The following is a 21,361-nucleotide window of genomic DNA, read 5'->3' on the forward strand; positions in this document are numbered from 1 at the left end:
CCAGGTGAAAACGTGCTCACGGCTAGGTGCACAAAATGGTGAAACGTTTCATACGTTGCCGACAGATTACGGGCCTGTGGCGCCCCCGGTCAAGAAGTCCTTGTCAATTGAAACGTTGCCTTGCGTCGCTTCGAAATCAGGCCCGTTGTGCGTGTCCATCGGACGAATCGACCGCTTCGCCGCCGTTCGGCCGACCCCAAAGGGGGTGAGTCGCTCAACGGCTCAAGATCTTTGGTCTGACCTGCAGTGATTCGCCCACGCTGCGGTGTGCAAGCAATCTTGGGCGTGCCAGTGTTGGCGCCGACATCAAGAACGACCCCGTTCCTCGTGACCGGCGGTGACGGCACGAGAAGGAGGAGTTAAGTGGCGAACATCGAGACTTCGCTCAAGGAAGCCATGACGATCGAGGGTGCCATCGGCGTGGCTCTCGTCGACTACACCAGCGGTCTGACCCTGGGCGTCATGGGCGGCGGCCTCAACATGGACATGAACATCGCCGCCGCCGGCAACACCGACGTGATCCGGGCCAAGGTGCGCACCCTCGAGATGCTCGGCCTGGCCGACAGCATCGAGGACGTGCTGATCACGCTCGACTCGCAGTACCACCTGATCCGGCTGCTCCAGGGCCGCGGCAACGAGGCGTTCTTCCTCTACCTGGCGCTGAACAAGAACCGGGCCAACCTCGGCCTCGCCCGTCACCAGCTGCGCAAGATCGAAGCGGAGCTCGACGTATGACGGCCGTCGACGAGACCGGGCTGGGCATCCGGAGCACCACCCAGCTGATCGGTGACGTCGTCAAGCAGTTCCGCGCCCAGGTGCCCGAGTGCATCGGCGCCGGCCTGGTCGACATGTCCACCGGCATGCTGCTCGCCGCGGATACCCTGGACGAGCACCCCAACGAGGTGCTCGACCTGATCGCGGCGGCCACGTTCGACCTGTTCCAGGGGCGCAACGTGACGATGATCGAAGAGATCTTCAAGGCCCGCTACGGCGTGCTCGACGACCGGCACTACTTCCAGGAGTTCCTGGCGCAGAGCGAGTCGTACGTGCACGTGTTCCTGCGCAGCACCAACCAGGACATCGTCGCCGTCGTGGTCGCCCGCAAGACCGCCAACACGGGCATGATCCTGACGCAGGCCCGCCTCGTCATGAAGCAGCTGGACGCCGGCCTCAGCTGATGTCCGTGCCACCGCTGACGGAGGCGCTGGGCATCCCCGGCGCCCACGCGGTGTCCCTGCTCGACCCGGACGGCTCCAAAGTGCTGTGGTGGGCGGGTGAGACCGCGCCGACCGAGCAGGAAGCAGCCGCCACCGTCACGCTCGCCGCGGCGTCGGCCGGTCTGGTGCTGCTCGGTGGGAACGGGGCCGACGAGCTCAGCGACATCCTCCTCACCAGTGCGGACGCCTTCCACGTCGTGCGCCTGGTGGGCGAAGAGGCGCCGCTCGTCGCCCACCTGACCCTGCGCCGGGCCGGCGCCAACCTGGCGATGGCCCGGCGGGAGTTCGGTTCGATCATCACGTCGTACGCCCGTCAGGTCGTCCGGCCCCAACCGTCGTCTACTTTCGACCCGACAGCCCGGGAGGTGGGCAACGGCACCGTCGACCTCAGCGCCTCGGTCACGCCCCCACCGGGTTTCCGGTCGGCGGGCTTCTCGCCGGGCTTCGCTCCCGCGGGTGCCGAACCGCTCGGCTCCGGCCCGGCGCACGGCTTCGGCCCGGCGGACGCCGATCGTCTCGGCTTCGGCGCGGCGGACACCGAATCGCTGGGCCTCGGCCCGGCGGAACCCGGTCCGGCCGGCTCGCCCGCCGGCCTGCCGCGGCGCAACCGTCTCGACCCGCCCGAGCCGGAAGAGGGCTCCGACCTGCTCAGCCTGCTGGGCCGGCCGTATGTGACCGACGACCACGTCCTCGACCGCGTCCTGGTCGGCCTCCGCCAACTCTGACCCCCTTGTGTGCCCGGCCTCCCACCCCCTGGAGAAAGCGTGCAACCCTCCGACCCCTATCAGGCTGTTCGAGCTGAGCTGGCCGCGCTGCGGCATCAGGTGACCGGGGTGCGCGGCTGCGTCGTCGCCGGCGTCGACGGCCTGCTGATCCTGCACGACACCGTGGCCGGCCCCGAGCCGCACGACATCGCGGCGCTGGCCGCGGGTGCCCACGGCATCAGCCGCACCTGCGGAGCGGCCCTGCAGCAGGGCGGCTTCCAAGAGGTGACGATCCGCAACCAGGGTGGCTACCTCGCGGTGTACGCGGTCGGCGATCTGGCGCTGCTCGCGGTGATCGGCGACAGCGGCCTCAACATCGCCCGCTTGCACTTGGAGGCGCGCCCGGTGACCGCCCGGCTGGCCGGCCTTCTGCGCATCCAGACCGTGGAGTCCTCCGGCTACTTCGGCTGAGACCCCGCACCACTCGTATTCGACCGGGCCGCTCGCTGGGGCCCGGTCTTATTCGTTGTCCACAGCGGGTCAGAGGGCGCGGGCGCGCTTCACGGTGGAGGCGCGCGCGACCAGCTCGGGCGTGAACTGCAGCTGGCGGTGGCGGTGGTCCGGGTTGGTGGCCTCGTCGAGGACCAGCTGGGCGGCGGCCCGGCCCAGCTCCTGACGGGGCTGGCGCACCGAGGTCAGCGGCACCGCGGCGGCCGCCGCGAACTCGATGTCGTCGAAACCGACGATGGCCAGGTCCTCGGGGACGCGCAGGCCGGCCCCGATGATTTGTTGCAGCAGGCCCAGGGCCAGCAGGTCGTTGGCGCAGAAGGCGGCGGTCGGGCGCCGCCGCGCGGGCAGGCCAGCCAGGCGCTCGCCGGCCGAGCGACCCTCGGCCACCGACAGCGTCTCGGTCGGCAGATAGATCAGGTCGTCCGGGTCGCGGCCGAGCGACTCCCAGATCTCGCGGGCCCCGACCAGGCGCTCGTGCACCTGGCCGAGCGACTCGGGACCGCCGATGAACGCAACCCGGGTGTGCCCCTGCTCGGCGAGGTGCTCGACGGCGATGCGGCCGCCCAGCACGTCGTCCACGGCCACCGAGCAACAGCTGTCGGCGTTGCGGATGCGGTCGACGATCACCATCGGGACACCGCGGCGGATCAGCTCGTCGAGGTGGGGGGCGGCCGGGTCGACCGGGGTGATCAGGATGCCCTGGACGCGTTGCTGCAACAGGCGGTCGAGGTGCACCTCTTCGCGGGCCAGGCGGCTGTTGCTGTTGCAGATGAACAGCGACAGGTCGGCGTCCTCGGCGGCCAGCTCGATGCCCTGCGCCACGTCGTGGAAGAACGGGTTGGTGCCGTCGAGCATCACGTAGGCCAGGGTGCGGCTCGTGCCGGCGCGCAGCTGGCGGGCCGACTCGTTGCGCACGAAGCCGAGCTCGGACATGGCCCGCTCGACCCGCTCGCGGGTGCGGGCACTGACCACTTCGGGCCGGTTCATCACGTTGGAGACGGTGCCCAGCGAGACGCCTGCGGCGGCCGCGACGTCCTTGACGGACGGCGTCCTGCCGTTCAGCACAGCAGCCTCCTCGAAGCGGTCGTTGAAACGTTGAAGCCGCATCCTACGGCACTCGACAGCCAAGCAACGGCAGTGTTTCCACAACGTTTCGGAGCAACGTCCAAGCAACGCTTGACAGGTGTGATCGGGGCCACCTACGTTGCTCGTACCTGAACTGAAACATTTCAAACTTACCCGACGGAGGTGGCCCGTGGCGGAGGCAAACGCCCGGCCCGAGGACCAGCCGCCCAGGCTAGAGGTCCACGACGTCTCGAAGTCGTTCGGCGCGGTCGCCGCCGTGCAGGGGGTCAGCTTCCCGCTCTTCGGCGGTGAGGCGCACGCGCTCGTCGGCGAGAACGGGGCGGGCAAGTCCACCATCGTCAAGATGCTGGCCGGTGTGCACCGTCCGGACACCGGCACACTGCGGGTCGACGGCGTCGACGTGGATTTCGCCGGACCGGCCGACGCCAAGGCGGCCGGCATCGCGGTCATCTATCAGGAGCCGACGCTCTTCCCCGATCTGTCGGTGGCCGAGAACATCGCGATCGGCAACCAGCCGCTGACCAAGCTGCGCCAGATCGACCGTAAGCAGATGTCCGCGAACGCCGAGCGGCTCTTCCGGCGGCTCGGCGTCCCGCTCGACCCGGACCGGCCGGCGAGGGGCCTGTCGATCGCCGATCAGCAACTGGTCGAGATCGCCAAGGCGCTGTCGTCCGAGGCCCGGGTGCTGATCATGGATGAGCCGACGGCGGCGTTGTCCGCGGTCGAGGTGGAGCGTTTGTTCGCGGTGGTGCGGTCGCTGCGCGACGAGGGCGCCGCGATCATGTTCATCTCGCACCGGTTCGAAGAGATCACCGCCCTGTGCGAGCGGGTGACGATCATGCGGGACGGCAAGCATGTGGCCACCGAGCTGGTCGCCGGCCTGAGCGTCGACGACATGATCCGGCGGATGGTCGGGCGCGACCTGAGCGCGCTCTTCCCCAAGCAGGACGTCGAGCCGGGCGAGGTGGTGCTCGAGGTCGAGGGCCTGTCCCGGGCGGGCGTCTTCAAGGACATCTCCTTCTCCGTCCGATCCGGTGAGATCGTCGCGCTGGCGGGACTGGTCGGCGCCGGTCGGTCCGAGGTCATGCAGGCGGTGTTCGGCGTCGACCCGTACGACTCGGGCACGGTCAGGGTGCAGGGCCGGCGCCTCCGGAAAGGCTCACCGCGGGCGGCGATGGCGGCCGGCATGGCGCTCGTCCCCGAGGACCGTCGTCAGCAGGGACTGGTGATGGAGCTGTCCATCGAGCGCAATGTGACGCTGCCCCGGGCCCGGAAGTTGTCGCGGCTGGGTCTGCTCTTCGGCGGTGCCGAGCGCGACCACGCGGCCACCTGGACCGGGAAGTTGCAGACCAAGCTGGGCCGGCTCAGCGACGCGGTCGGCACGCTCTCCGGTGGCAACCAGCAGAAGGTCGTGCTGGCCAAGTGGCTCTCCACCGGCCCGAGCCTGCTGATCGTCGACGAGCCCACCCGCGGTATCGACGTCGGCACCAAGGCCGAGGTGCACCGGCTGATGTCGTCGCTGGCCGCCGACGGTCTCGCCGTCGTCATGGTCTCGTCCGAGCTGCCCGAGGTGCTGGGCATGGCCGACCGCATCGTGGTGCTGCGCGAGGGCCGGGTCGCCGCCCAGCTCACCCGGGCCGAGGCCACCGAGGAGTCCGTCATGTACGCGGCCATGGGCCAGCACGCCATGGGAGACGCAGCATGACTGTCACGTCCGATCGGTCGGCCCCGACCGACGCGCCACTCGGCGCCCCGGCACCCAAGCGCTTCGGCGGCCTGCTGAAAACCCGCGAGCTGGGCATCGTGCTCGCGCTGGCCCTGCTGGTGGCGTACACCGCGATCGACAACCCCCGGTTCCTCTCCGGGCAGAGCATCCGCGACAACCTGCTCAACACGGCGATCCTGGCCGTCATGGCGACCGGCCAGGCCGTCGTGGTGATCACCCGGAACATCGACCTCAGCGTCGGCTCGGTCCTCGGCATCAGCGCCTTCGCGGTGGCCACGCTGATGAGCAACAACCAGGACCTGCCGATGATCGTCGCGCTGCTGGCCGGCCTGGCCGTCGGCGCGGTCGCCGGGCTGGTCAACGGCGTGCTGGTGCGTTACGGCAAGGTGCCCGCGCTGGTGGTCACGCTGGGCACGCTCTACATCTACCGCGGCATCACCTATTCGTGGGCCGGCGGCTCGCAGGTCAACGCGGACGAACTGCCCCGGCACTTCCTGACCTTCGCCAACGACAGCATCCTGGGCATTCCCTGGCTGGTGCTGATCGCCCTGGTCGTGGTGGCCGCCGGATCGGTGATGATGCGCAACTACCGGGTCGGCCGGGAGCTGTACGCGATGGGCTCCAGCCCCGCCGCGGCCGAGCTGGCCGGCATCAAGGTCGCCCGCAACCTGCTCGGCGCTTTCGTCCTGAGTGGAGCGCTGGCCGGGCTGGCCGGTGTGCTCTATGCGGCCCGGTTCGGCACGGTCGACGCCGCGGCCGGCACCGGCCTGGAGCTGAACGTGGTGGCGGCGGTCGTGGTCGGCGGGGTGGCGGTCTTCGGCGGCAGCGGCTCGGTGTGGGGTGCCGCCCTCGGCGCTCTGCTGCTCACGGTGATCGGCAGCGCCCTCGCGGTGCTCGACATCAACCAGTTCTGGCAGCAGGCCATCGTGGGTGCGCTGATCATCCTGGCCATCTGCGCCGACCGCCTGGTCGCCGTGCGGATCGCCCGCTCGCTGCGAAAGAGGGACGCGCATGTCTGACATCGACCTCGGCAAGCGGCCCTCGGCGAACCGGAGCGGCGCGCTGAAAAGCAGGCTGACCAGCTGGGACAGCATCATCCTGGTGCTCACCGGGCTGGTCCTGGTGATCGCCTCGATCTCGGTGGACAACTTCGGCACGAGCCGGAACTTCACCTTCATGGTGCTCGACCTGCTGCCGATCATCCTGATCGCGCTGCCGATGACGATGATCATCGTGACCGGCGAGATCGACCTGTCGGTGGCCAGCACCCTCGGCCTGACCAGCTCGATGATGGGCTGGCTGTGGAACCAGGGCCTGTCGATCGAGACGATCATCCCGATCTGTGTGCTGATCGGGGCGATCTGCGGTGTGGTCAACGGATTCCTGATCACCGGGCTGGGCCTGCCCTCGCTGGCCGTCACGATCGGCACGCTGGCGCTCTACCGCGGTCTCGCGTTCGTCGTGCTCGGCGACGGCGCGGTGGCCGACTTCCCGTGGAACTACACGGGCTGGGTCACCGGCACGATCGGGGGCGGGGCCGTGCCCAACGTGCTGATCCTGATCGTCGCGCTCGCGCTGATCTTCGGGATCGTGCAGCACGCCACCCCGTTCGGGCGCTCGCTCTACGCGATCGGGGCCAACGCCCAGGCCGCGCATTTCTCCGGCATCCGGGTGGCCCGGACCAAATTCTGGCTGTACGTGGTGAGTGGCGCCGTGGCCGGCCTGGTCGGTGTGCTGTGGACACTGCGCTACTCCAGCGCCCGGGCCGACAACGGCGCCGGCCTCGAACTCGCCGTGGTCGCCGCCGTCCTGCTGGGCGGGGTCTCGATCTTCGGCGGCAAGGGCAGCCTGCCCGGCGTGCTGGCCGGTGTCGTGCTGCTGACCGCACTGCAGAACGCGTTGCGCCTGGAGGACGTCTCCGGGCAGGCGCTGAACATCGTCACGGGCTCGCTGCTCGTGCTCTCCGTGCTGCTTCCCAACGTCACTACCGCCGTACGCGGGAATTGGCACCGCCGCAAGCTGCGGCAAGCCTCCGCGCGATAACGCCTGAAAGAGATTGGAGTACGCCGTGCTTCGCTCCCCCCGCACACTACTTTCCGTCACCTCGGCCGCACTTCTTGTCGCCGGCCTCACCGCCTGCGGCGGAACCACCAAGGACAGCGCGTCCAACACCGGTGGCGACAGCAACCAGGCGTCGGCGGCGGCCGACCCGAACGCGGCGATCAAGGAGGGCCTGAAGATCGCCTTCCTGCCGAAGCAGCTGAACAACCCGTACACGGACGTCGAAGTCGGTGGCGGCAAGGTCGCCGTCGAGGAGCTCAAGGGCGAGTACAAGCTGGTCGGCCCGAACGACGCGTCCGCCTCGTCCCAGGTGTCGTACATCAACACGCTGATCCAGCAGCAGCAGGATGTCATCGTGGTCGCGGCCAACGACCCGAACGCGGTCTGCCCGTCGCTCAACCAGGCCCGGGCCGCGAAGATCAAGGTCATCACCTTCGACTCGGACGCCAGCAAGGACTGCCGCGACGCGTTCATCAACCAGGCCACCACCCAGGGCATCGGTGAGTCGCTGGCCAAGATGGCGCTCGAGCAGGCCGGTGGCGAGGGCGAGATCGCGGTGCTCTCGGCCACCCCCAACGCCACGAACCAGAACTCCTGGATCGAGGTTATGAAGACCGAGCTCAAGAAGCCCGAGTACGCGAAGCTCAAGCTGGTCAAGGTGGCCTACGGCAACGACGACGACCAGAAGTCGTTCCAGGAGGCTCAGGGCCTGCTGCAGTCGTACCCGAACCTGAAGGCGATCGTCGCGCCGACCACCGTCGGCATCGCCGCGGCCGCGCGCTACATCAGCTCGTCCAGCTACAAGGGCAAGGTCGCGGTGACCGGTCTCGGCCTGCCCAACCAGATGCGCGAGTACGTCAAGGACGACACCGTGAAGAAGTTCGCGCTGTGGAACCCGGCCGACATCGGCTACCTGGCGGCGTTCGCGGGCGCGGCCATGGCCTCCGGCAAGGTCACCGGCGCCGAGGGCGAGAAGTTCACGGCCGGCAAGCTCGGCGAGTACACGATCGGTGCCGACGGCGAGATCGTGCTCGGCCCGCCGACCGAGTTCACCAAGGAAAACATCGACAAGTTCAACTTCTGATTGATTTGATCGACATGCCCCGCTACTGCTTCCAGCTCCAGGTCCGCCCCGAGCGGATGGCCGAGTACGTGGAGCGGCACCAGTCCGTGTGGCCCGAGATGCAGGACGCGCTTCGGGCCACCGGCTGGCGCAACTACTCCCTCTTCCTCCGCGGCGACGGGCTGCTGATCGGCTACGTCGAGGCGGACGATCTCGAGGCGTCCCAGGCGGCAATGGCGGCGCTGGACGTCAACACCAGGTGGCAAGCGGAAATGGCGGAGTTCTTCGCCCGCGGCGGACCCAACGACGAAGGGTTCCCGCTGCTGACCGAGGTGTTCCACCTTTCCGAGAGTTCTCAGGAGACCCCATGACCGACCTCGCCGCCGTCAAGCGCGCTCTGACGGCACAGCGCATCGAGACCCCGTCGTGGGCCTACGCCAACTCGGGCACCCGCTTCAAGGTCTTCACCCAGCCCGGGGTGCCCCGCAACCCCGAGGAGAAGATCGCCGACGCCGCCACGGTGCACCAGTTCACCGGCGTCGCGCCGGTGGTGGCGCTGCACATCCCGTGGGACAAGGTGGACGACTACGCCGCCCTCGGCGCCTACGCCCGCGACCTGGGCGTGGAGATCGGCGCGATCAACACCAACGTCTTCCAGGACGACGACTACAAACTGGGCTCGGTCACCAACCCCGACGCCGGGATCCGCCGCAAGGCCACCGATCACCTGCTCGAGGCGATCGACATCATGGGCCGGACCGGGTCACGCGACCTCAAGCTGTGGTTCTCCGACGGCATCAATTACCCCGGCCAGGACGACCTGCGCAACCGGCAGGACCGGCTGGCGGCGGCCCTGCGCGAGGCGTACGACCGGCTGACCGGCAACCAGCGGATGCTGCTGGAGTACAAGCTGTTCGAGCCGGCCTTCTACGCGACGGACGTGCCGGACTGGGGTACGTCGTACGCGCACTGCCTGGAGCTGGGCGAGCGGGCCACCGTCTGCATCGACACCGGTCACCACGCGCCCAGCACGAACATCGAGTTCATCGTCGCGTTCCTGCTGCGCCAGAAGAAGCTCGGCGCGTTCGACTTCAACAGCCGCTTCTACGCCGACGACGACCTGATGGTCGGGGCGGCCGACCCGTTCCAGCTGTTCCGGATCATGTACGAGATCGTCCGCGGCGGCGCCCTCGACCCGGCCTACGGCATCGCGTTCATGCTCGACCAGTGCCACAACATCGAGCGGAAGATCCCGGCGATCATCCGCTCGATCATGAACGTGCAGGAGGCCACGGCCAAGGCGCTGCTGGTCGACCGGGACACGCTGACCGCCGCCCAGCAGGCCGGCGACGTCCTGGAGGCGAACGCCGTCTTCATGGACGCCTACAACACCGACGTCCGCCCGCTGCTGGCCGAGGTCCGCACCGACGCCGGCCTGGACCCCGACCCGATCGCCGCCTACCGCCGCAGCGGCCACGACGAAAAGATCATCGCCGAGCGCGTCGGCGGCACCCAGGCCGGCTGGGGCGCCTGACCTCGTTTTCCGCACCTGGTCGCCCGGGCCAAGCATGGCCCGGCCCGGGCCGCTCCCGGCAACGAACGACGGCCACCGCGGCATGCTGTCGCCCGGTGGCCGTCGACCGCCGGCTCAGACGTCGAGGTCGACCACGACGGCGAAGTGGTCGGAGGGGTGCCGGCCGTTGACCGCCTGCGTGCCGGCCAGGAAAGCCCGCCGGGCAGCGAGATCCGCCCCCGGCCGGCCCGGCCGGGCCAGGATGTGGTCGATTCGGCGGTCGATCTGCTTGGTGGCCTCGAGCGGAGCCTCCAGCAGGGCCGAGCTCAGGGTCACGGCACCGGGATCGCCGCCGGCCAGTGACCAGGTGTCGGTCAGAACGGCGAGCAGGGGAGCCAGATCGGGCTGGCTCACGTCGGCGTTGAGGTCACCCAGCACCAGCACCGGCAGGTCGCCGTCGAGCCGGGGATCCGCGGCCAGCGCGGCCAGGGCCTCGCTCTGGGCCAGCTGATCGGCGGCGTAGGCCGGCTCCCACTCGAGGCACGAGACGATCACGTGCAGCGGGCCGCGCGGATGATCGAGGGTGGCCAGCAGCGCCGTCGGCGGCGGGCCGGGGCGCTGCCGGTGCGGCAGGTCGTGCACCTCGGTGGTCCGGATCGGCCACCGGCTGATCAGTCCCAGCCCGATCTCGATGCCGGCCTGCGACGGGTTCTCCGGCGGGTCCGGTGCGGGCGGCAGCGAGGTGGGTGCGAACACCGCCTGATGGTGACCCAGGCGGTCGGCGAGCACCTGTGGCTGGGTGATCCCGTCGCCGGACCAGGTCTCGACCAGACCCACGACGTCCGGCTGGACCTCCGCCAGCACATCGGCGATGGCCGGTTCGCGCTCGCGCCAGGCACCGCCGAACCGCCACCACACGTTCCACGTCATCGCCCGCATGAATCGACTCTACGAATTCCTCAGCCGCAGCGCCGCGCGGCCGATCCTGGGGGCCGACATTCAGCGACGGGGGGCCATGGATGGACCAGTACCTCAACACCGCGTACGACGTGACGACCGCCCTCTTCGGGCCGGAGTCCGGCATCCCGTGGTGGGCCTGGATGGCAGTCGTGGTGTTCCTGTTCTGGAAGGTGGCCGTCAAGGAGCCCAAGACCGCCACCGACCGCGACAACCAGATGCTCGGTGAGATGTTCGGCGACGACAAGGGCAAGAAGAAGAAGAAGTAGGTAGCCGGCGCCGGTTGCCCGGCGCCGGCCTGGGGACGGGGACGGGTCAAGCGGTGTGCGGGGGTGGCTCGGCGGCGCCGGTCATGATGGCCACCGCCTCGCTCATCGAGTGGCTCTTCGGGGTGATGACCGTGGCCCGGCGGCCCAGCCGCTGGATGTGGATCCGATCGGCGATCTCGAACACGTGCGGCATGTTGTGGCTGATCAGGATGACCGGCAGGCCACGGTCGCGGACGTCGCGGATCAGCTGGAGCACCCGGTTGCCCTCCTTGACCCCGAGCGCCGCGGTGGGCTCGTCGAGGATCACCACCTTGCTGCCGAACGCGGCCGACCGGGCCACCGCCACCGCCTGCCGCTGACCGCCGGAGAGTGATTCGACGGCCTGGCCGATGTTCTGCAGGGTGGCCACGCCGAGCTCGCTCATGTGCCGTTTGGCCTCCGAGCGCATGTGCCCGCGGTCGAGCATCCGGAAGATCGACCCCATCGGTCCGGCCTTGCGCTGCTCCCGGCCGAGGAACAGGTTGTCGGCGATGTCCAGCCCGGGCGCCACGGCCAGCGTCTGATAGACGGTCTCGATGCCCGCCGAGCGCGCGTCCATCGGCGTACGGAATTGGATCTGCCGCCCGTCGAGGTAGATCTCGCCGCTGTCCGGCACGAGGGCGCCCGACAAGGCCTTGATCAGGCTGGACTTGCCCGCGCCGTTGTCGCCGATGACCGCGAGGATCTCCCCGGGGTAGAGCTCGAGATCGCTGCCGTCGATCGCGACGACCCGGCCGTACTTCTTGACCAGTCCCTTCGCCTGCAGGACGGGTGTCCGGTCGGCCGCGTGCCGCGGGCTCGCCGGAGTGGTGTCGGTATCCGAGGTCACGGCTGCGCCTCCGGAGACGTGCCCTCCTGGCCCTCGCCTGCGAGGCCGTCGGGCGGTGCGGGTGATTGCCGCTCGGTGCAGTCGGTCATGTCTTAACCTTCCTGATCCACTGGTCGAGCGAGACGGCGATGAGCACCAGCAGGCCGATGGCGAAGCCCTGCCAGACCACCTCGACGCCGCCCAGCTGCAGGCCGTTGCGGAACACGCCGACGATCAGCGCGCCGACCAGCGTGCCCAGCACGGCCCCGCGGCCGCCGAAGAGGCTGGTGCCGCCGAGCACGACGGCGGTGATGGAGTCGAGGTTGTACTCGACGCCCACGTTGGGGCTGGCCGAGGCGAGCCGGCCGATCAGGATCCAGCCGCCGATCGCGTAGAGCAGCCCGGCCACCGTGTAGACCGAGAACAGCACCCGGCTCGTCCGGATGCCGGCCAGGCGGGCGGCCTCGGCGTCGTCCCCGGTGGCGTAGACGTGCTTGCCCCAGGCGGTGGACCGCAGCGCGTAGAAGAAGAACCCGAACAGCACCAACATGATGATCGAGCCGTACGTGAGCCGGAAGTTGCCGATCGGGATCGAGTCGCCGGTCCAGGTCATCAGCGACGGCATGTCCGAGCCGCGGATCGTCTCGCTGTTGCTGACCACCGAGTTGAGCGAGAAGAAGATGGTCAGCGTGCCCAGCGTGACGATGAAGGGTGGCAGCTTTATCCGGGTGACGAGGAAACCGTTGATCGCCCCCATCGCCGTGCCGCAGGCGAAGCCGAGCAGCAGCGCGATGATGCCCGGCACGCCGGCGTTGACGCAGAACGTGGCCATCAGGATCGACGAGAAGACGGCGATCGCGCCGGCCGACAGGTCGATGCCGGCGGTCAGGATGATCAGCGTCTGCCCGAGCGCGAGCGTGGCGATGACCGTGACCTGTTGCAGGACGAGCGAGAGGTTCGTCGCGGTGAAGAACCGCCCGTTGACGATCGAGAAGGCGATGATCGCGACGAGCAGCACGGCCAGCGGTCCGAGGATCGGGTTGGAGTGCAGGATGTGTTGGATGCGCAGGCCGAGCGAGTCACTCTTGCGTACGTCGAAGTCGGCGGTGGCAGTAGCCATGATTAGCCCCAGCAGTTCTGCTTGCCCCACGCCGAGTCCTTGGACTCGACGCCGGCCTGCGGGTCGTCGGTGATCAGGTCAGTTCCGGTGTCGACGAAGTCCTTGCCCTCGGTCGCCTGCGGGCGGGTGCCGTCCTTGGCGAACTGCGCGATGGCCTCGATGCCGAGCTGGGCCATCTTGAGCGGGAACTGCATCGAGGTGGCGCCGATGACGCCCTTGGAGACGTTGTCGACCCCCGGGCAGCCGCCGTCGATGGAGACGATGACCGTGTCCTGGTCGCGCCCGGCCGACTTGAGCGCCTGGTAGGCCCCGGCCGCCGCGGGCTCGTTGATCGTGTAGACCAGGTTGATCGTGGAGTCCTTCTGGAGCAGGTTCTCCATGGCGGTCCGACCGCCGTCCTCGGCGCCGTCGGTGACGTCGTGACCGGCGATCCGCGGATCGTTCTCGTCGCCGATCCGGTTGGGATCGGCCACGTCGATGCCGAAGCCGTCGAGGAAGCCCTGGTCCCGCTTGACGTCGACGGAGACCTGGTTGGCGTTGAGGTCGAGCATGGCGATCTTCGCCTCTTTGCCGTCCTTGGCGAACTTCGCCTTGGCCCACTGCCCGATCAGCTTGCCGGCCTGATAGTTGTCGGTGGCGAAGGTGGCGTCGGCCGCGTTGGGCGGGTCGACCGGTGTGTCCAGCGCGATGACCAGCATGTCCAGTTCATGCGCCTTGTCGATCGAGGGGACGATCGCCTTCGAGTCGTTCGGGGTGATCAGGAAGCCCTTGGCGCCGAACGACATCAGGTTCTCGATCGCCTGCACCTGAGCCTCGTTGTCGCCGTCCTGCTTGCCGGCGAAGCTCTGCAGCTCGACGCCCTGGGTCTTGGCCTCGCCCTGGGCGCCCTCTCTCATCTGGACGAAGAAGGGGTTGGTGTCGGTCTTGGTGATGAGACCGACGACGTCCTCGCCGGTGCCTCTGTTGCAGGCTGCGGCCGTACCGAGCAGCAGTGTCGCCACGCAGCTCGCGGCCAGCATTCTTCCGGCCCGAGACATGGTCGGATCGCGCATGTCTCCTCCAAACCGATTTAGCCGAAATTGAAAGACAACGTTGTCTGGCAGTAGACGCCCGCCTTCACTCCGTGTCAACAATGAGTTTCCAAGATGTTGCGGTCCGTGATCAACATCGACGGAGGTGGATGCATGACGCCTCAACGGCCGACCATGAACGACGTCGCCCGCACCGCCGGGGTGAGCCTCAAGACGGTGTCCCGGGTGGTCAACGGCGAGACGACGGTGGCCCCCGACCTGGCCGCCAAGGTGCGCGCGGCGGTCGAGTCGCTCGACTACCGCCCCCATCTGGGCGCCAGCATGCTGCGCCGCAACGACCGTCGCACGAGGACGATCGGCGTGCTGCTGGACGACGTGTCCCACCCCTTCTCGGCCGCCCTGCACCGGGCGGTGGAAGATCAGGCGCGAGCCCGCGGGATCCACGTGCTGACCGGCAGTCTCGATCAGGACCCCGTACGCGAACAGGCGCTCGCCACCGCGTTCGCCGAGCGCCAGACCGACGGCCTGATCCTGGCCCCCACCGGCGGCGACCTGGCCCATCTCCGGGCGCACACCGGCATGCCGGTGGTCTTCGTCGACCGCCTCCCGGCCGGTGTCATCGGCGACTCGGTGGTCTCGACCAACGTCTCCGGAGCGGCCGGCGCCATCCGCCATCTCGTCGCCCAGGGCCACCGCCGCATCGGATACCTGGGCGGACGCCGGCTGCTGTCGACGGCGGAAGAACGCCACCGCGGCTACCGGCGCGCGCTCGGCAGCCATCCCGGCCCGGCGGTGCACGATCTGCACGATCCGACCGCGGCCGAGAGGGCGGCCATCGCCATGCTGCGGGCGCCCGACCCACCGACGGCCTTGTTCACGACGCAGAGCATGGTGACCATAGGTGCCGTACGCGCGTTACGCCGCCTCGGCCGCGAGCGGTCCGTCGCCCTGATCGGCTTCGACGACTTCCCTTTGGCCGACCTGCTCGACCCTCCGGTCACGGTGGTCGCCCAGGACCCGTCCCGGATGGGCCGCACCGCCGCCGCGGCCCTCTTCGAACGCATCGACGGCTACGCCGGCCCACCCCGCGAGATCCGCATCCCCACCACCCTGATCCCCCGCGGCTCCGGCGAACTGCCGGCGATCCCCCTGGCAAACTGAACACGCCATCCCCCGCGAACTGAACATATGACCCTCCGCAAATCGAAAGCGTCACCGGGCGCAAATCGAAAGTCCTAACCCCCGCAGACTGAAAGACTTGCAGGTAGGATGAGGTGTGCCCACCCATCCGCTGATCCCCCGCCATGCCGCAGCGAAAGTGAACGCCGCGCTGGCCGACACCCGCGTCGTCCTGGTGAGCGGCGCACGCCAGGCCGGCAAGAGCACCCTCGTCCGCGTCGTCGCCGGTGACCGCTTCGCGGAGCGCCGAGACCTGGATCGCGAGCAGGACCGTACCGTAGCCATCGCCGACCCCACAGGCTTCGTCGACAGCTCCGAGTTACTGGTTATCGATGAGATCCAGCGCGCTCCGAAGCTCTTGCTGGCCATCAAGGTCTCCGTGGACGAGGACCCTCGCCCTGGGCGTTGCCTCCTGACCGGATCGTCTCAACTGTTCGGGATGATCGCCGCCCCGGACGCCCTTCCCGGCAGGATGGAGACCGTCGAGCTCTGGCCCTTGTCGCAAGGCGAGATCGACAACGAGCCCGACGGTTTCATTGATGCCGTGTTCGCCCTCGGCCCCCGCCTGCGGCACACTTCGACCGTCACCCGCGCCGACTATGCGGCCAGGATTGTCCGCGGCGGCCTTCCCGAAGCGGCGTTTCGCGACGATCCGCGGCGCCGCGAGCAGTTCTTCGACGCGTACGTCCAGGCGCTCATCGACCGTGATGTGCGACAGCTCTCCGACATCCAGCACAAAGGTCAGCTGCGCAAACTGGTGCGACTTCTGGCGGCCAGGTCAGCAACCATCGTCGCCGCCAATTCGCTCGAATCCGCCCTGGAATTGAGCCGGCCGACGATCACGCGATACCTACAGGTACTGGAAGAGATCTTCTTGATCAAACGGATCCCCGGATGGTCTCGCAATCTCGGCAGCCGAGCTACAGCCGCACCGAAACTGGTTTTCGTCGACTCAGGCATTCTGGCCAATGAGATGGCGGTCGAAGCCCGGGCTCTGCTCCGTCCAGGTGCGCCGTTCGGGCCGCTGCTTGAATCCTTCGTACTGTCGGAGTTGTCCCGCCAGCTGACCTGGTCCCAGCAGAGGGCTGAGCTCTCGCACTACCGAGATCGGGACAAGTTCGAGGTCGACGCCGTTCTGGAGAATCGGTCCGGGCAAGTCGTCGGCATCGAGGTGAAGGCCGCTTCGACGGTCAAGCCAGAGGATTTCCGCGGGCTTCAGCGCCTTCGCGACCGCCTCGGCGACGACTTCGTCGCGGGCATCGTCCTCTATACCGGAAACACCACCCTGCCGTTCGGCGACAGACTCCGCGTCATGCCGGTCAGCGCTCTGTGGCAGGTCGCCGCGCCCTGATGACAAGCGGCGTGGCACGACGCGACTCTGACGCCGGCTGATCAGGTGGCGGTGGGGCCGGCCGCGTGGGTGCAGAGGGCGGTCAGGGCCACGACCATCCAGTCGCGGTAGGCCTGTGTCGTCCAGCCTCGCTGCCGGGTCAGCAGGTGCCACTGCTGAACGGAGTTCAGGGTCCAGATCGTGTCCCGGATGCGGTCGGTGGCAGCTGGATCGGTGACCTGCAACCGGGTGGCCACGGCGACGGCCAACTGATGGGCTCCGGTCAAGCGCTCGGCGTCGAGGGTGGTGGCCAGGTGGGCCACCTCGGCGTCGGCGTCGGCCGCGGCGTAGGCCACCGCGGCTATCGGGCCGGCCCGCTCGGCGACCTCGGCGAAGGCGTCGGCCAGACGCTCGACCAGCTCGGGGAGCGTCGTGGCCTCGTGCACCCGGCGCATGACCGGGCGGGCGGCCAGCGGCACCTGCTCGTCGTCGCCGACGATCGCCGTGTCGACCGCCGCCTTGAGCAGCTGGGATTTGGTCCGGAATCCGGCGAAGACGGTCGGGGTGGAGACCCCGGCCTCGGCGGCGATCCGGGTCATCGACGTACGCCCGTAGCCCTGCTCGATGAAGAGCCGGCCCGCCGCCTCGAGCACCCGGGCCCGCACCAGCGACGCCTGCGCCTGGCGGCCGGAGGAGTCGTATGGCCGACGCCGGCGAGACACCTCCCCACTCATCGGCTTACCTTAGCCCCTATTGAATATTGAGCAAGTAAAACGAAAGGCAGTCCGATGGTTCTTCACCACCAAGAGGCCGGATCCGGACACCCCGTTCTGGTGATTCACGGCGGCGCCGAGGACGCGAGCATGATCGAGCCGCAGGCCCGGGCGCTGGCCGGGCAGGGCTGCCGCGTGGTCTGGTACGACCGGCGTGGCACCGGCCGCAACCGCACCGGCGACTGGCCCACCGACCGCGGTGACCAGCACGCCGACGACGCGGCCGAGCTGATCCGCCATCTGGGGCTGGCGCCGGCCACCGTCGTCGGCTTCAGCTCGGGCGGGGTCGTCGCTCTGGCGCTCGCCCAGCGCCATGCCGGCCTGCTGCGCGAGGTGATCGCCTGGGAGCCGGCCGCTCTCGGGATGCTGCCCGATGCCGACGCGACGCACGCCGCCATCATGGCCCCGGTCGAGGCGCACCTGAGCGCGTGTCCGGAGGACTGGGAAGGAGCCTGGCGGGTGGTGCTGACCGTGCTGTCCGAGGGGCGCGCCGACCTCGGCTCGCCGGAGGTGCGGGCCGCGCTGCGCAATGCCGAGCCGGCCGTTCGCGACGACGCCCGGCAGCTCACCCGGCGCGCGTTCGGACCGGGCGACCTGCCGGCCGGGCTGGTCACCCTGGCCGTCAGCGAGCGGCCCGACCCGATGCACCTCGACATCGCCGAGCGCCTGGCCGAGCTGATCGACCGGAAGCCCGTCCGCGTGCCCGGCGCCGACGACCATGAGGTCTACCTGAGCCGGCCGGACGTCCTGGCGACGTGGATCGGGGCCCGCCGCTCGTGACAGAGCGACGGGCCCCGGGAAACGCGGTTTACGGGAAGTTGGTCACTGTGGACGGCACGACGTTGCTGGCCTGGGCCGGCGCGCCGATGTTGTTGACCACGTGGTCGATGGTGCCGGCGGCCAGGGAGATCGTGAAGATGTTGTGGAACTTCACGCCGCCGTGGGTCGGGGCCTGGAAACCATTCGCCGAGTGGATGGCCGGGTTGTCCAGGAAGACGGCGTAGCTGCCCATCGCCCACGCCTCGTGACTCTGGACGCTGTCCGCCACCTTGTAGGCCGGGTAGCCGAGCACCCCGTCGCTGCGCCAGGCGGCGTTCGACGGCGGGTCGTACGGCTGCTCGTTCTGCAGGAAGTAGGTGCGGCCGCCGTTGCCGTTCCAGAGCACCTCGGTCTTCTGGTAGTGCTCGACGAACAGGCCGTACGCGGTCACGTTGTTGCCGTTGACGATCAGGCCGCTGTCGGCCGTGTTGACCGTCCAGCCGTAGGTGCCGGCGTTGCCGTGGTCGGCCCGCCAGGCCCAGATGTGGTCGATGATCACGTTGTTGCTGTTGACCAGCAGGCTGTTGGTGGCCTTGCCGGCGATGTAACCACCGATCCGGAAGAACACGTCCTGCACCGTCGACGGGTTGGCGGCGTGGTTGGCCGACGATCCCGCGGCGCCCATGACCAGCAGGTTGGGCGAGTTGGTGGTGCCCGCGTCGAACAGCACGCCGGCCACCTTCACACCGTCCACATCGGCCACCTGCATCGCGGTGACGCCGTTGTCCGGGATGACCGTGGCGTAGCCCAGGCCGAGGACCACGGTGTTGGCCCGGTTCACGTTGATCGTCTGGTTGATGTGGTAGATGCCGGGCTGGAAGATCAGGTTCAGGCCCTGCGCGAGCGCCTGGTTGATCCGCGCGGCGCTGTCACCGGGCTTGGCCACGTAGAACTGGCTGAGCGGGATCGACGAGCCCGGGGTGTTGCCGTTGACCCAGGTCGCGCCCGAGGTGTTGGTGCGCAGGTTGGGCACGAAGACCGCGTAGTCGCTGCCGCTCTGGTAGAGATACGGCTTCTCGCGGATCACCGGGGTCTGCCCGATGACCGTGTACGGCGGGTTCGGGTAGCTGGCCGCCGGAGCGCCCTGCACACCGACGAAGGTCTGGTTCCACACCGCGTTGGTGTTCGACCCGATCTGGCTGTCCCGGGTGAACCACTGCTGCTGCGAGTACTGACCCTCGCTGCCGCTGATCCGGGAGTCCGAGATGTAGCCGCCGGACGCCCACCCGTACCCGTTGGGGGCCAGGTTCAGGTTGCCGTGGATGTCCATCCGGCGGAACGGTGCGGCCTGCGAGACGGCCCAGCGATTGGTGCCGTTGACCGGGTAGACCGAGACGTTCTCGGTGCTGCGCCAGAAGTTCTGGGTCGCGTTGCCCTGGAACCAGCCGGCGTCGACGGTGATGTCACCGTTGATCCGCACGTCCTGCGGGTTCTGCCCCAGGCCGACAATCGAGGTGTAGAAGCCGACCTGGATGTTCAGCCCGTTGTAGGTGCCCGGCTTGAACGCCAGCACGTAACGCCCGGTGCCGAACTGGGCCGTCTCCTGCTGCGCGAAGATCTGGTCGGCCCGCGCCTGGATGCTGGCGCTGGACATCGACGGGTCGAAGACGACCACGTTGGTGCCCAGGCTGCCGCCCCCTGGGATCGGGTCGCCGGTGGGCGGCGGCGTGGTCGGGGGTGTGGTTGTCGTGCCGCCGTAGACCTTGAACTCCCAGAGCGAGTAGCCGTAGCCGGTGGTGCGCTGGGTGCCGTACATGCGCACGTACCGGCCGGTGCCGTTGACGGTCAGGGACTGGTTGCCCCCGGCCGACGTGGTGGTCGAATAGATGCTGGTCCAGGAGCTCGCGTTGTCCGAGACCTGGATCTGGAACGCCTTGGCCGCGGCGGTCTCCCAGTTCAGCTCGACGCGGCTGATCGCCTGCGAGCTGCCCAGGTCGACCTGCAGCCATTGCGGGTCGCTGAACGCGGACGCCCAGCGGGTGCCGGCGTTGCCGTCGACGGCCTCGGCCGCCGCGTAGGCACCGGCCGCCTCGGTGGACGACGCCGTGGCCGGCTTGCCCTGCGAGAGCAGGGTCTCGGCGGCACTGGCACCGACCGCGGTGGCCGCGGCGTAACCCGCGACGACGGTGGCGACCAGGCCGCTGATCGCGGCGAGGCGCCAGGGGGAGCGTCTCCGCTCGGGTGCGGAGGAGATGGGGATGGTCATTGCTTCTCCTTGGGCGGGGATGCGCAAGGGGGACTCTTGCGCCCTAGGGAAGGGTGAACTCTCCTCAGGTACGAGGGAGAGCGCTCCCCCGGGACCGACGCTAAGCACGCGTTCATCAGCTGTCCATAGATGAACACGGTTCCGGAACTTCGAAGGACTTGTGGCTGACACAAAGTTCCGTCCCGGCGCCGTCCGCCTTCGGGGATAAACCCAGGTCGATGCCGTACGGGGGTCGTCCGGCCCACCGCGGGCGGACCCGATAACAGAGACTTCGGAACCGGTTCCGGCGCGGATCGATAAAAACGGCATGCACGCCAATTCGGCCGATCTTGGCCCGGAGAGCGCTTCCCGGGGGAGGGCTTCTTAGTCTGGAACGATGCGTCTGGTCCTCACGAGCGACACCCATCTGCCCAAGCGCGCCCGCGACCTGCCGGCGCCACTCTGGGCGGCGATCGAGGCCGCCGACGTGGTGGTGCATGCCGGGGACTGGGTCGACGAGACCACGCTGGACGCTTTCGAGGCGCGCTCGCGGCGGCTGATCGCCTGTTACGGCAACAACGACGGGGCCGGGCTCCGGGCCCGGCTTCCCGAGATCGCGTACGCGGACCTGGACGGCCTGCGGCTGGCGGTGATCCACGAGACGGGGGCGTCCACCGGTCGCACCGAGCGGTGCGCGGCCTGGTTTCCCGAGGTCGATTTGCTGGTCTTCGGGCACTCGCACATTCCGTGGGACACGACCGCGGCATCGGGCCTGCGGCTGCTCAACCCGGGCTCACCGACCGACCGGCGGCGCCAGCCCTTCGCCACCTATCAGACAGCGGTCGTCGAGTCCGGCCGGTTGACCGAGGTGACGCTGCACGAGCTGGCACGACGGGGTTAGGCGCGGTCCGGCGCGGCACGACGGGGTTAGGCGCGGCGCGGTCCGGCGCGGCGCGGTCCGGCGCGGCGCG

22 protein-coding genes are annotated in these 21,361 nt (G+C 69.0%); 15 read left to right on the top strand and 7 right to left on the bottom strand.

Annotated features, from left to right (window positions below; translation table 11 throughout):
- Positions 1–363 precede the first annotated feature (363 nt).
- Genes NAG42_RS07060 through NAG42_RS07075 form a run of 4 tightly spaced genes read left to right on the top strand, consistent with a single transcriptional unit; the run spans position 364 to position 2,392 of the window.
- On the top strand, positions 364–735 hold the full coding sequence (locus NAG42_RS07060; protein ID WP_250028907.1) for a hypothetical protein: 372 nt from the start codon (positions 364–366) through the stop codon (positions 733–735).
- Positions 732–1,178 (top strand): hypothetical protein, encoded by a 447-nt coding sequence (locus NAG42_RS07065; RefSeq protein ID WP_250028909.1) that lies wholly within the window; start codon positions 732–734, stop codon positions 1,176–1,178. The genes NAG42_RS07060 and NAG42_RS07065 overlap by 4 nt, the downstream gene beginning before the upstream one ends.
- A 5-nt stretch (positions 1,179–1,183) precedes the next feature.
- Positions 1,184–1,942, top strand: a complete 759-nt coding sequence (locus tag NAG42_RS07070) for a hypothetical protein (RefSeq protein ID WP_250028911.1) — start codon at positions 1,184–1,186, stop codon at positions 1,940–1,942.
- Positions 1,943–1,981: 39 nt separating this feature from the next.
- On the top strand, positions 1,982–2,392 hold the full coding sequence (locus NAG42_RS07075) for a roadblock/LC7 domain-containing protein (protein WP_250028913.1): 411 nt from the start codon (positions 1,982–1,984) through the stop codon (positions 2,390–2,392).
- A 69-nt stretch (positions 2,393–2,461) separates the two neighbouring features.
- Here NAG42_RS07075 and NAG42_RS07080 read toward each other — a convergent pair whose 3' ends face one another.
- Positions 2,462–3,538: a LacI family DNA-binding transcriptional regulator gene (locus NAG42_RS07080; protein WP_250028915.1), complete on the bottom strand. Its 1,077-nt coding sequence runs from the start codon at positions 3,536–3,538 to the stop codon at positions 2,462–2,464.
- A 148-nt stretch (positions 3,539–3,686) separates the two neighbouring features.
- On the opposite strand from NAG42_RS07080, the gene NAG42_RS07085 reads away from it, so the two are divergent.
- Genes NAG42_RS07085 through rhaI form a run of 6 tightly spaced genes read left to right on the top strand, consistent with a single transcriptional unit; the run spans position 3,687 to position 9,901 of the window.
- Positions 3,687–5,222 carry a sugar ABC transporter ATP-binding protein gene (locus NAG42_RS07085; protein ID WP_250028917.1) on the top strand — a complete coding sequence of 512 codons (1,536 nt, stop codon included), beginning with the start codon at positions 3,687–3,689 and terminating at the stop codon, positions 5,220–5,222.
- Positions 5,219–6,262 (top strand): ABC transporter permease, encoded by a 1,044-nt coding sequence (locus NAG42_RS07090; RefSeq protein ID WP_250028919.1) that lies wholly within the window; start codon positions 5,219–5,221, stop codon positions 6,260–6,262. The genes NAG42_RS07085 and NAG42_RS07090 overlap by 4 nt, the downstream gene beginning before the upstream one ends.
- Entirely contained in the window at positions 6,255–7,286 is a 1,032-nt protein-coding gene (locus tag NAG42_RS07095) for an ABC transporter permease (protein WP_250028921.1), read from the top strand. Before NAG42_RS07090 ends, NAG42_RS07095 begins: the two co-directional genes overlap by 8 nt.
- 25 nt (positions 7,287–7,311) lie before the next feature.
- Complete coding sequence (gene rhaS / locus NAG42_RS07100; RefSeq protein WP_250028923.1) at positions 7,312–8,388, top strand: rhamnose ABC transporter substrate-binding protein; 1,077 nt, start codon at positions 7,312–7,314, stop codon at positions 8,386–8,388.
- Positions 8,389–8,402: 14 nt separating this feature from the next.
- Positions 8,403–8,738, top strand: coding sequence for an L-rhamnose mutarotase (locus tag NAG42_RS07105; RefSeq protein WP_250028925.1), 336 nt, complete (start codon positions 8,403–8,405; stop codon positions 8,736–8,738).
- Entirely contained in the window at positions 8,735–9,901 is a 1,167-nt protein-coding gene (rhaI, locus tag NAG42_RS07110; protein WP_250028927.1) for an L-rhamnose isomerase, read from the top strand. The genes NAG42_RS07105 and rhaI overlap by 4 nt, the downstream gene beginning before the upstream one ends.
- A 114-nt stretch (positions 9,902–10,015) precedes the next feature.
- On the opposite strand, the gene NAG42_RS07115 is transcribed toward rhaI, so the two are convergent.
- Positions 10,016–10,819, bottom strand: coding sequence for an endonuclease/exonuclease/phosphatase family protein (locus NAG42_RS07115; protein ID WP_250028928.1), 804 nt, complete (start codon positions 10,817–10,819; stop codon positions 10,016–10,018).
- An 80-nt stretch (positions 10,820–10,899) separates the two neighbouring features.
- On the opposite strand from NAG42_RS07115, the gene NAG42_RS07120 reads away from it, so the two are divergent.
- Positions 10,900–11,106: a hypothetical protein gene (locus NAG42_RS07120; protein WP_250028930.1), complete on the top strand. Its 207-nt coding sequence runs from the start codon at positions 10,900–10,902 to the stop codon at positions 11,104–11,106.
- A gap of 46 nt (positions 11,107–11,152) precedes the next feature.
- On the opposite strand, the gene NAG42_RS07125 is transcribed toward NAG42_RS07120, so the two are convergent.
- From NAG42_RS07125 to NAG42_RS07135, 3 genes are all read right to left on the bottom strand, one after another.
- Positions 11,153–11,974, bottom strand: coding sequence for an ATP-binding cassette domain-containing protein (locus tag NAG42_RS07125; RefSeq protein ID WP_250028932.1), 822 nt, complete (start codon positions 11,972–11,974; stop codon positions 11,153–11,155).
- Between the two features lie 85 nt (positions 11,975–12,059).
- Positions 12,060–13,073 (bottom strand): ABC transporter permease, encoded by a 1,014-nt coding sequence (locus NAG42_RS07130; RefSeq protein ID WP_250028934.1) that lies wholly within the window; start codon positions 13,071–13,073, stop codon positions 12,060–12,062.
- A 2-nt stretch (positions 13,074–13,075) separates the two neighbouring features.
- The gene (locus tag NAG42_RS07135; RefSeq protein WP_250028935.1) at positions 13,076–14,125 is read right to left on the bottom strand and encodes a sugar ABC transporter substrate-binding protein; all 1,050 of its coding nucleotides are present in this window, start codon (positions 14,123–14,125) and stop codon (positions 13,076–13,078) included.
- A gap of 132 nt (positions 14,126–14,257) precedes the next feature.
- Between NAG42_RS07135 and NAG42_RS07140 the strand changes: the two genes are divergently transcribed.
- Entirely contained in the window at positions 14,258–15,265 is a 1,008-nt protein-coding gene (locus NAG42_RS07140) for a LacI family DNA-binding transcriptional regulator (protein WP_250028938.1), read from the top strand.
- Between the two features lie 115 nt (positions 15,266–15,380).
- Positions 15,381–16,634, top strand: coding sequence for an ATP-binding protein (locus tag NAG42_RS07145; protein ID WP_250028940.1), 1,254 nt, complete (start codon positions 15,381–15,383; stop codon positions 16,632–16,634).
- 41 nt (positions 16,635–16,675) lie between these two features.
- On the opposite strand, the gene NAG42_RS07150 is transcribed toward NAG42_RS07145, so the two are convergent.
- Positions 16,676–17,347, bottom strand: coding sequence for a TetR/AcrR family transcriptional regulator (locus tag NAG42_RS07150; protein ID WP_250028941.1), 672 nt, complete (start codon positions 17,345–17,347; stop codon positions 16,676–16,678).
- A gap of 54 nt (positions 17,348–17,401) precedes the next feature.
- On the opposite strand from NAG42_RS07150, the gene NAG42_RS07155 reads away from it, so the two are divergent.
- Positions 17,402–18,166 (top strand): alpha/beta fold hydrolase, encoded by a 765-nt coding sequence (locus NAG42_RS07155; protein ID WP_284044942.1) that lies wholly within the window; start codon positions 17,402–17,404, stop codon positions 18,164–18,166.
- A gap of 28 nt (positions 18,167–18,194) precedes the next feature.
- Here NAG42_RS07155 and NAG42_RS07160 read toward each other — a convergent pair whose 3' ends face one another.
- Positions 18,195–20,411, bottom strand: coding sequence for a discoidin domain-containing protein (locus NAG42_RS07160; RefSeq protein WP_250028943.1), 2,217 nt, complete (start codon positions 20,409–20,411; stop codon positions 18,195–18,197).
- Positions 20,412–20,787: 376 nt separating this feature from the next.
- Between NAG42_RS07160 and NAG42_RS07165 the strand changes: the two genes are divergently transcribed.
- Positions 20,788–21,291 carry a metallophosphoesterase family protein gene (locus NAG42_RS07165; protein ID WP_250028944.1) on the top strand — a complete coding sequence of 168 codons (504 nt, stop codon included), beginning with the start codon at positions 20,788–20,790 and terminating at the stop codon, positions 21,289–21,291.
- Positions 21,292–21,361: the final 70 nt, after the last annotated feature.

Origin of the sequence: Paractinoplanes maris, from assembly GCF_023544465.1 — a bacterium.
GTDB classification, from domain to species: domain Bacteria; phylum Actinomycetota; class Actinomycetes; order Mycobacteriales; family Micromonosporaceae; genus Actinoplanes; species Actinoplanes maris.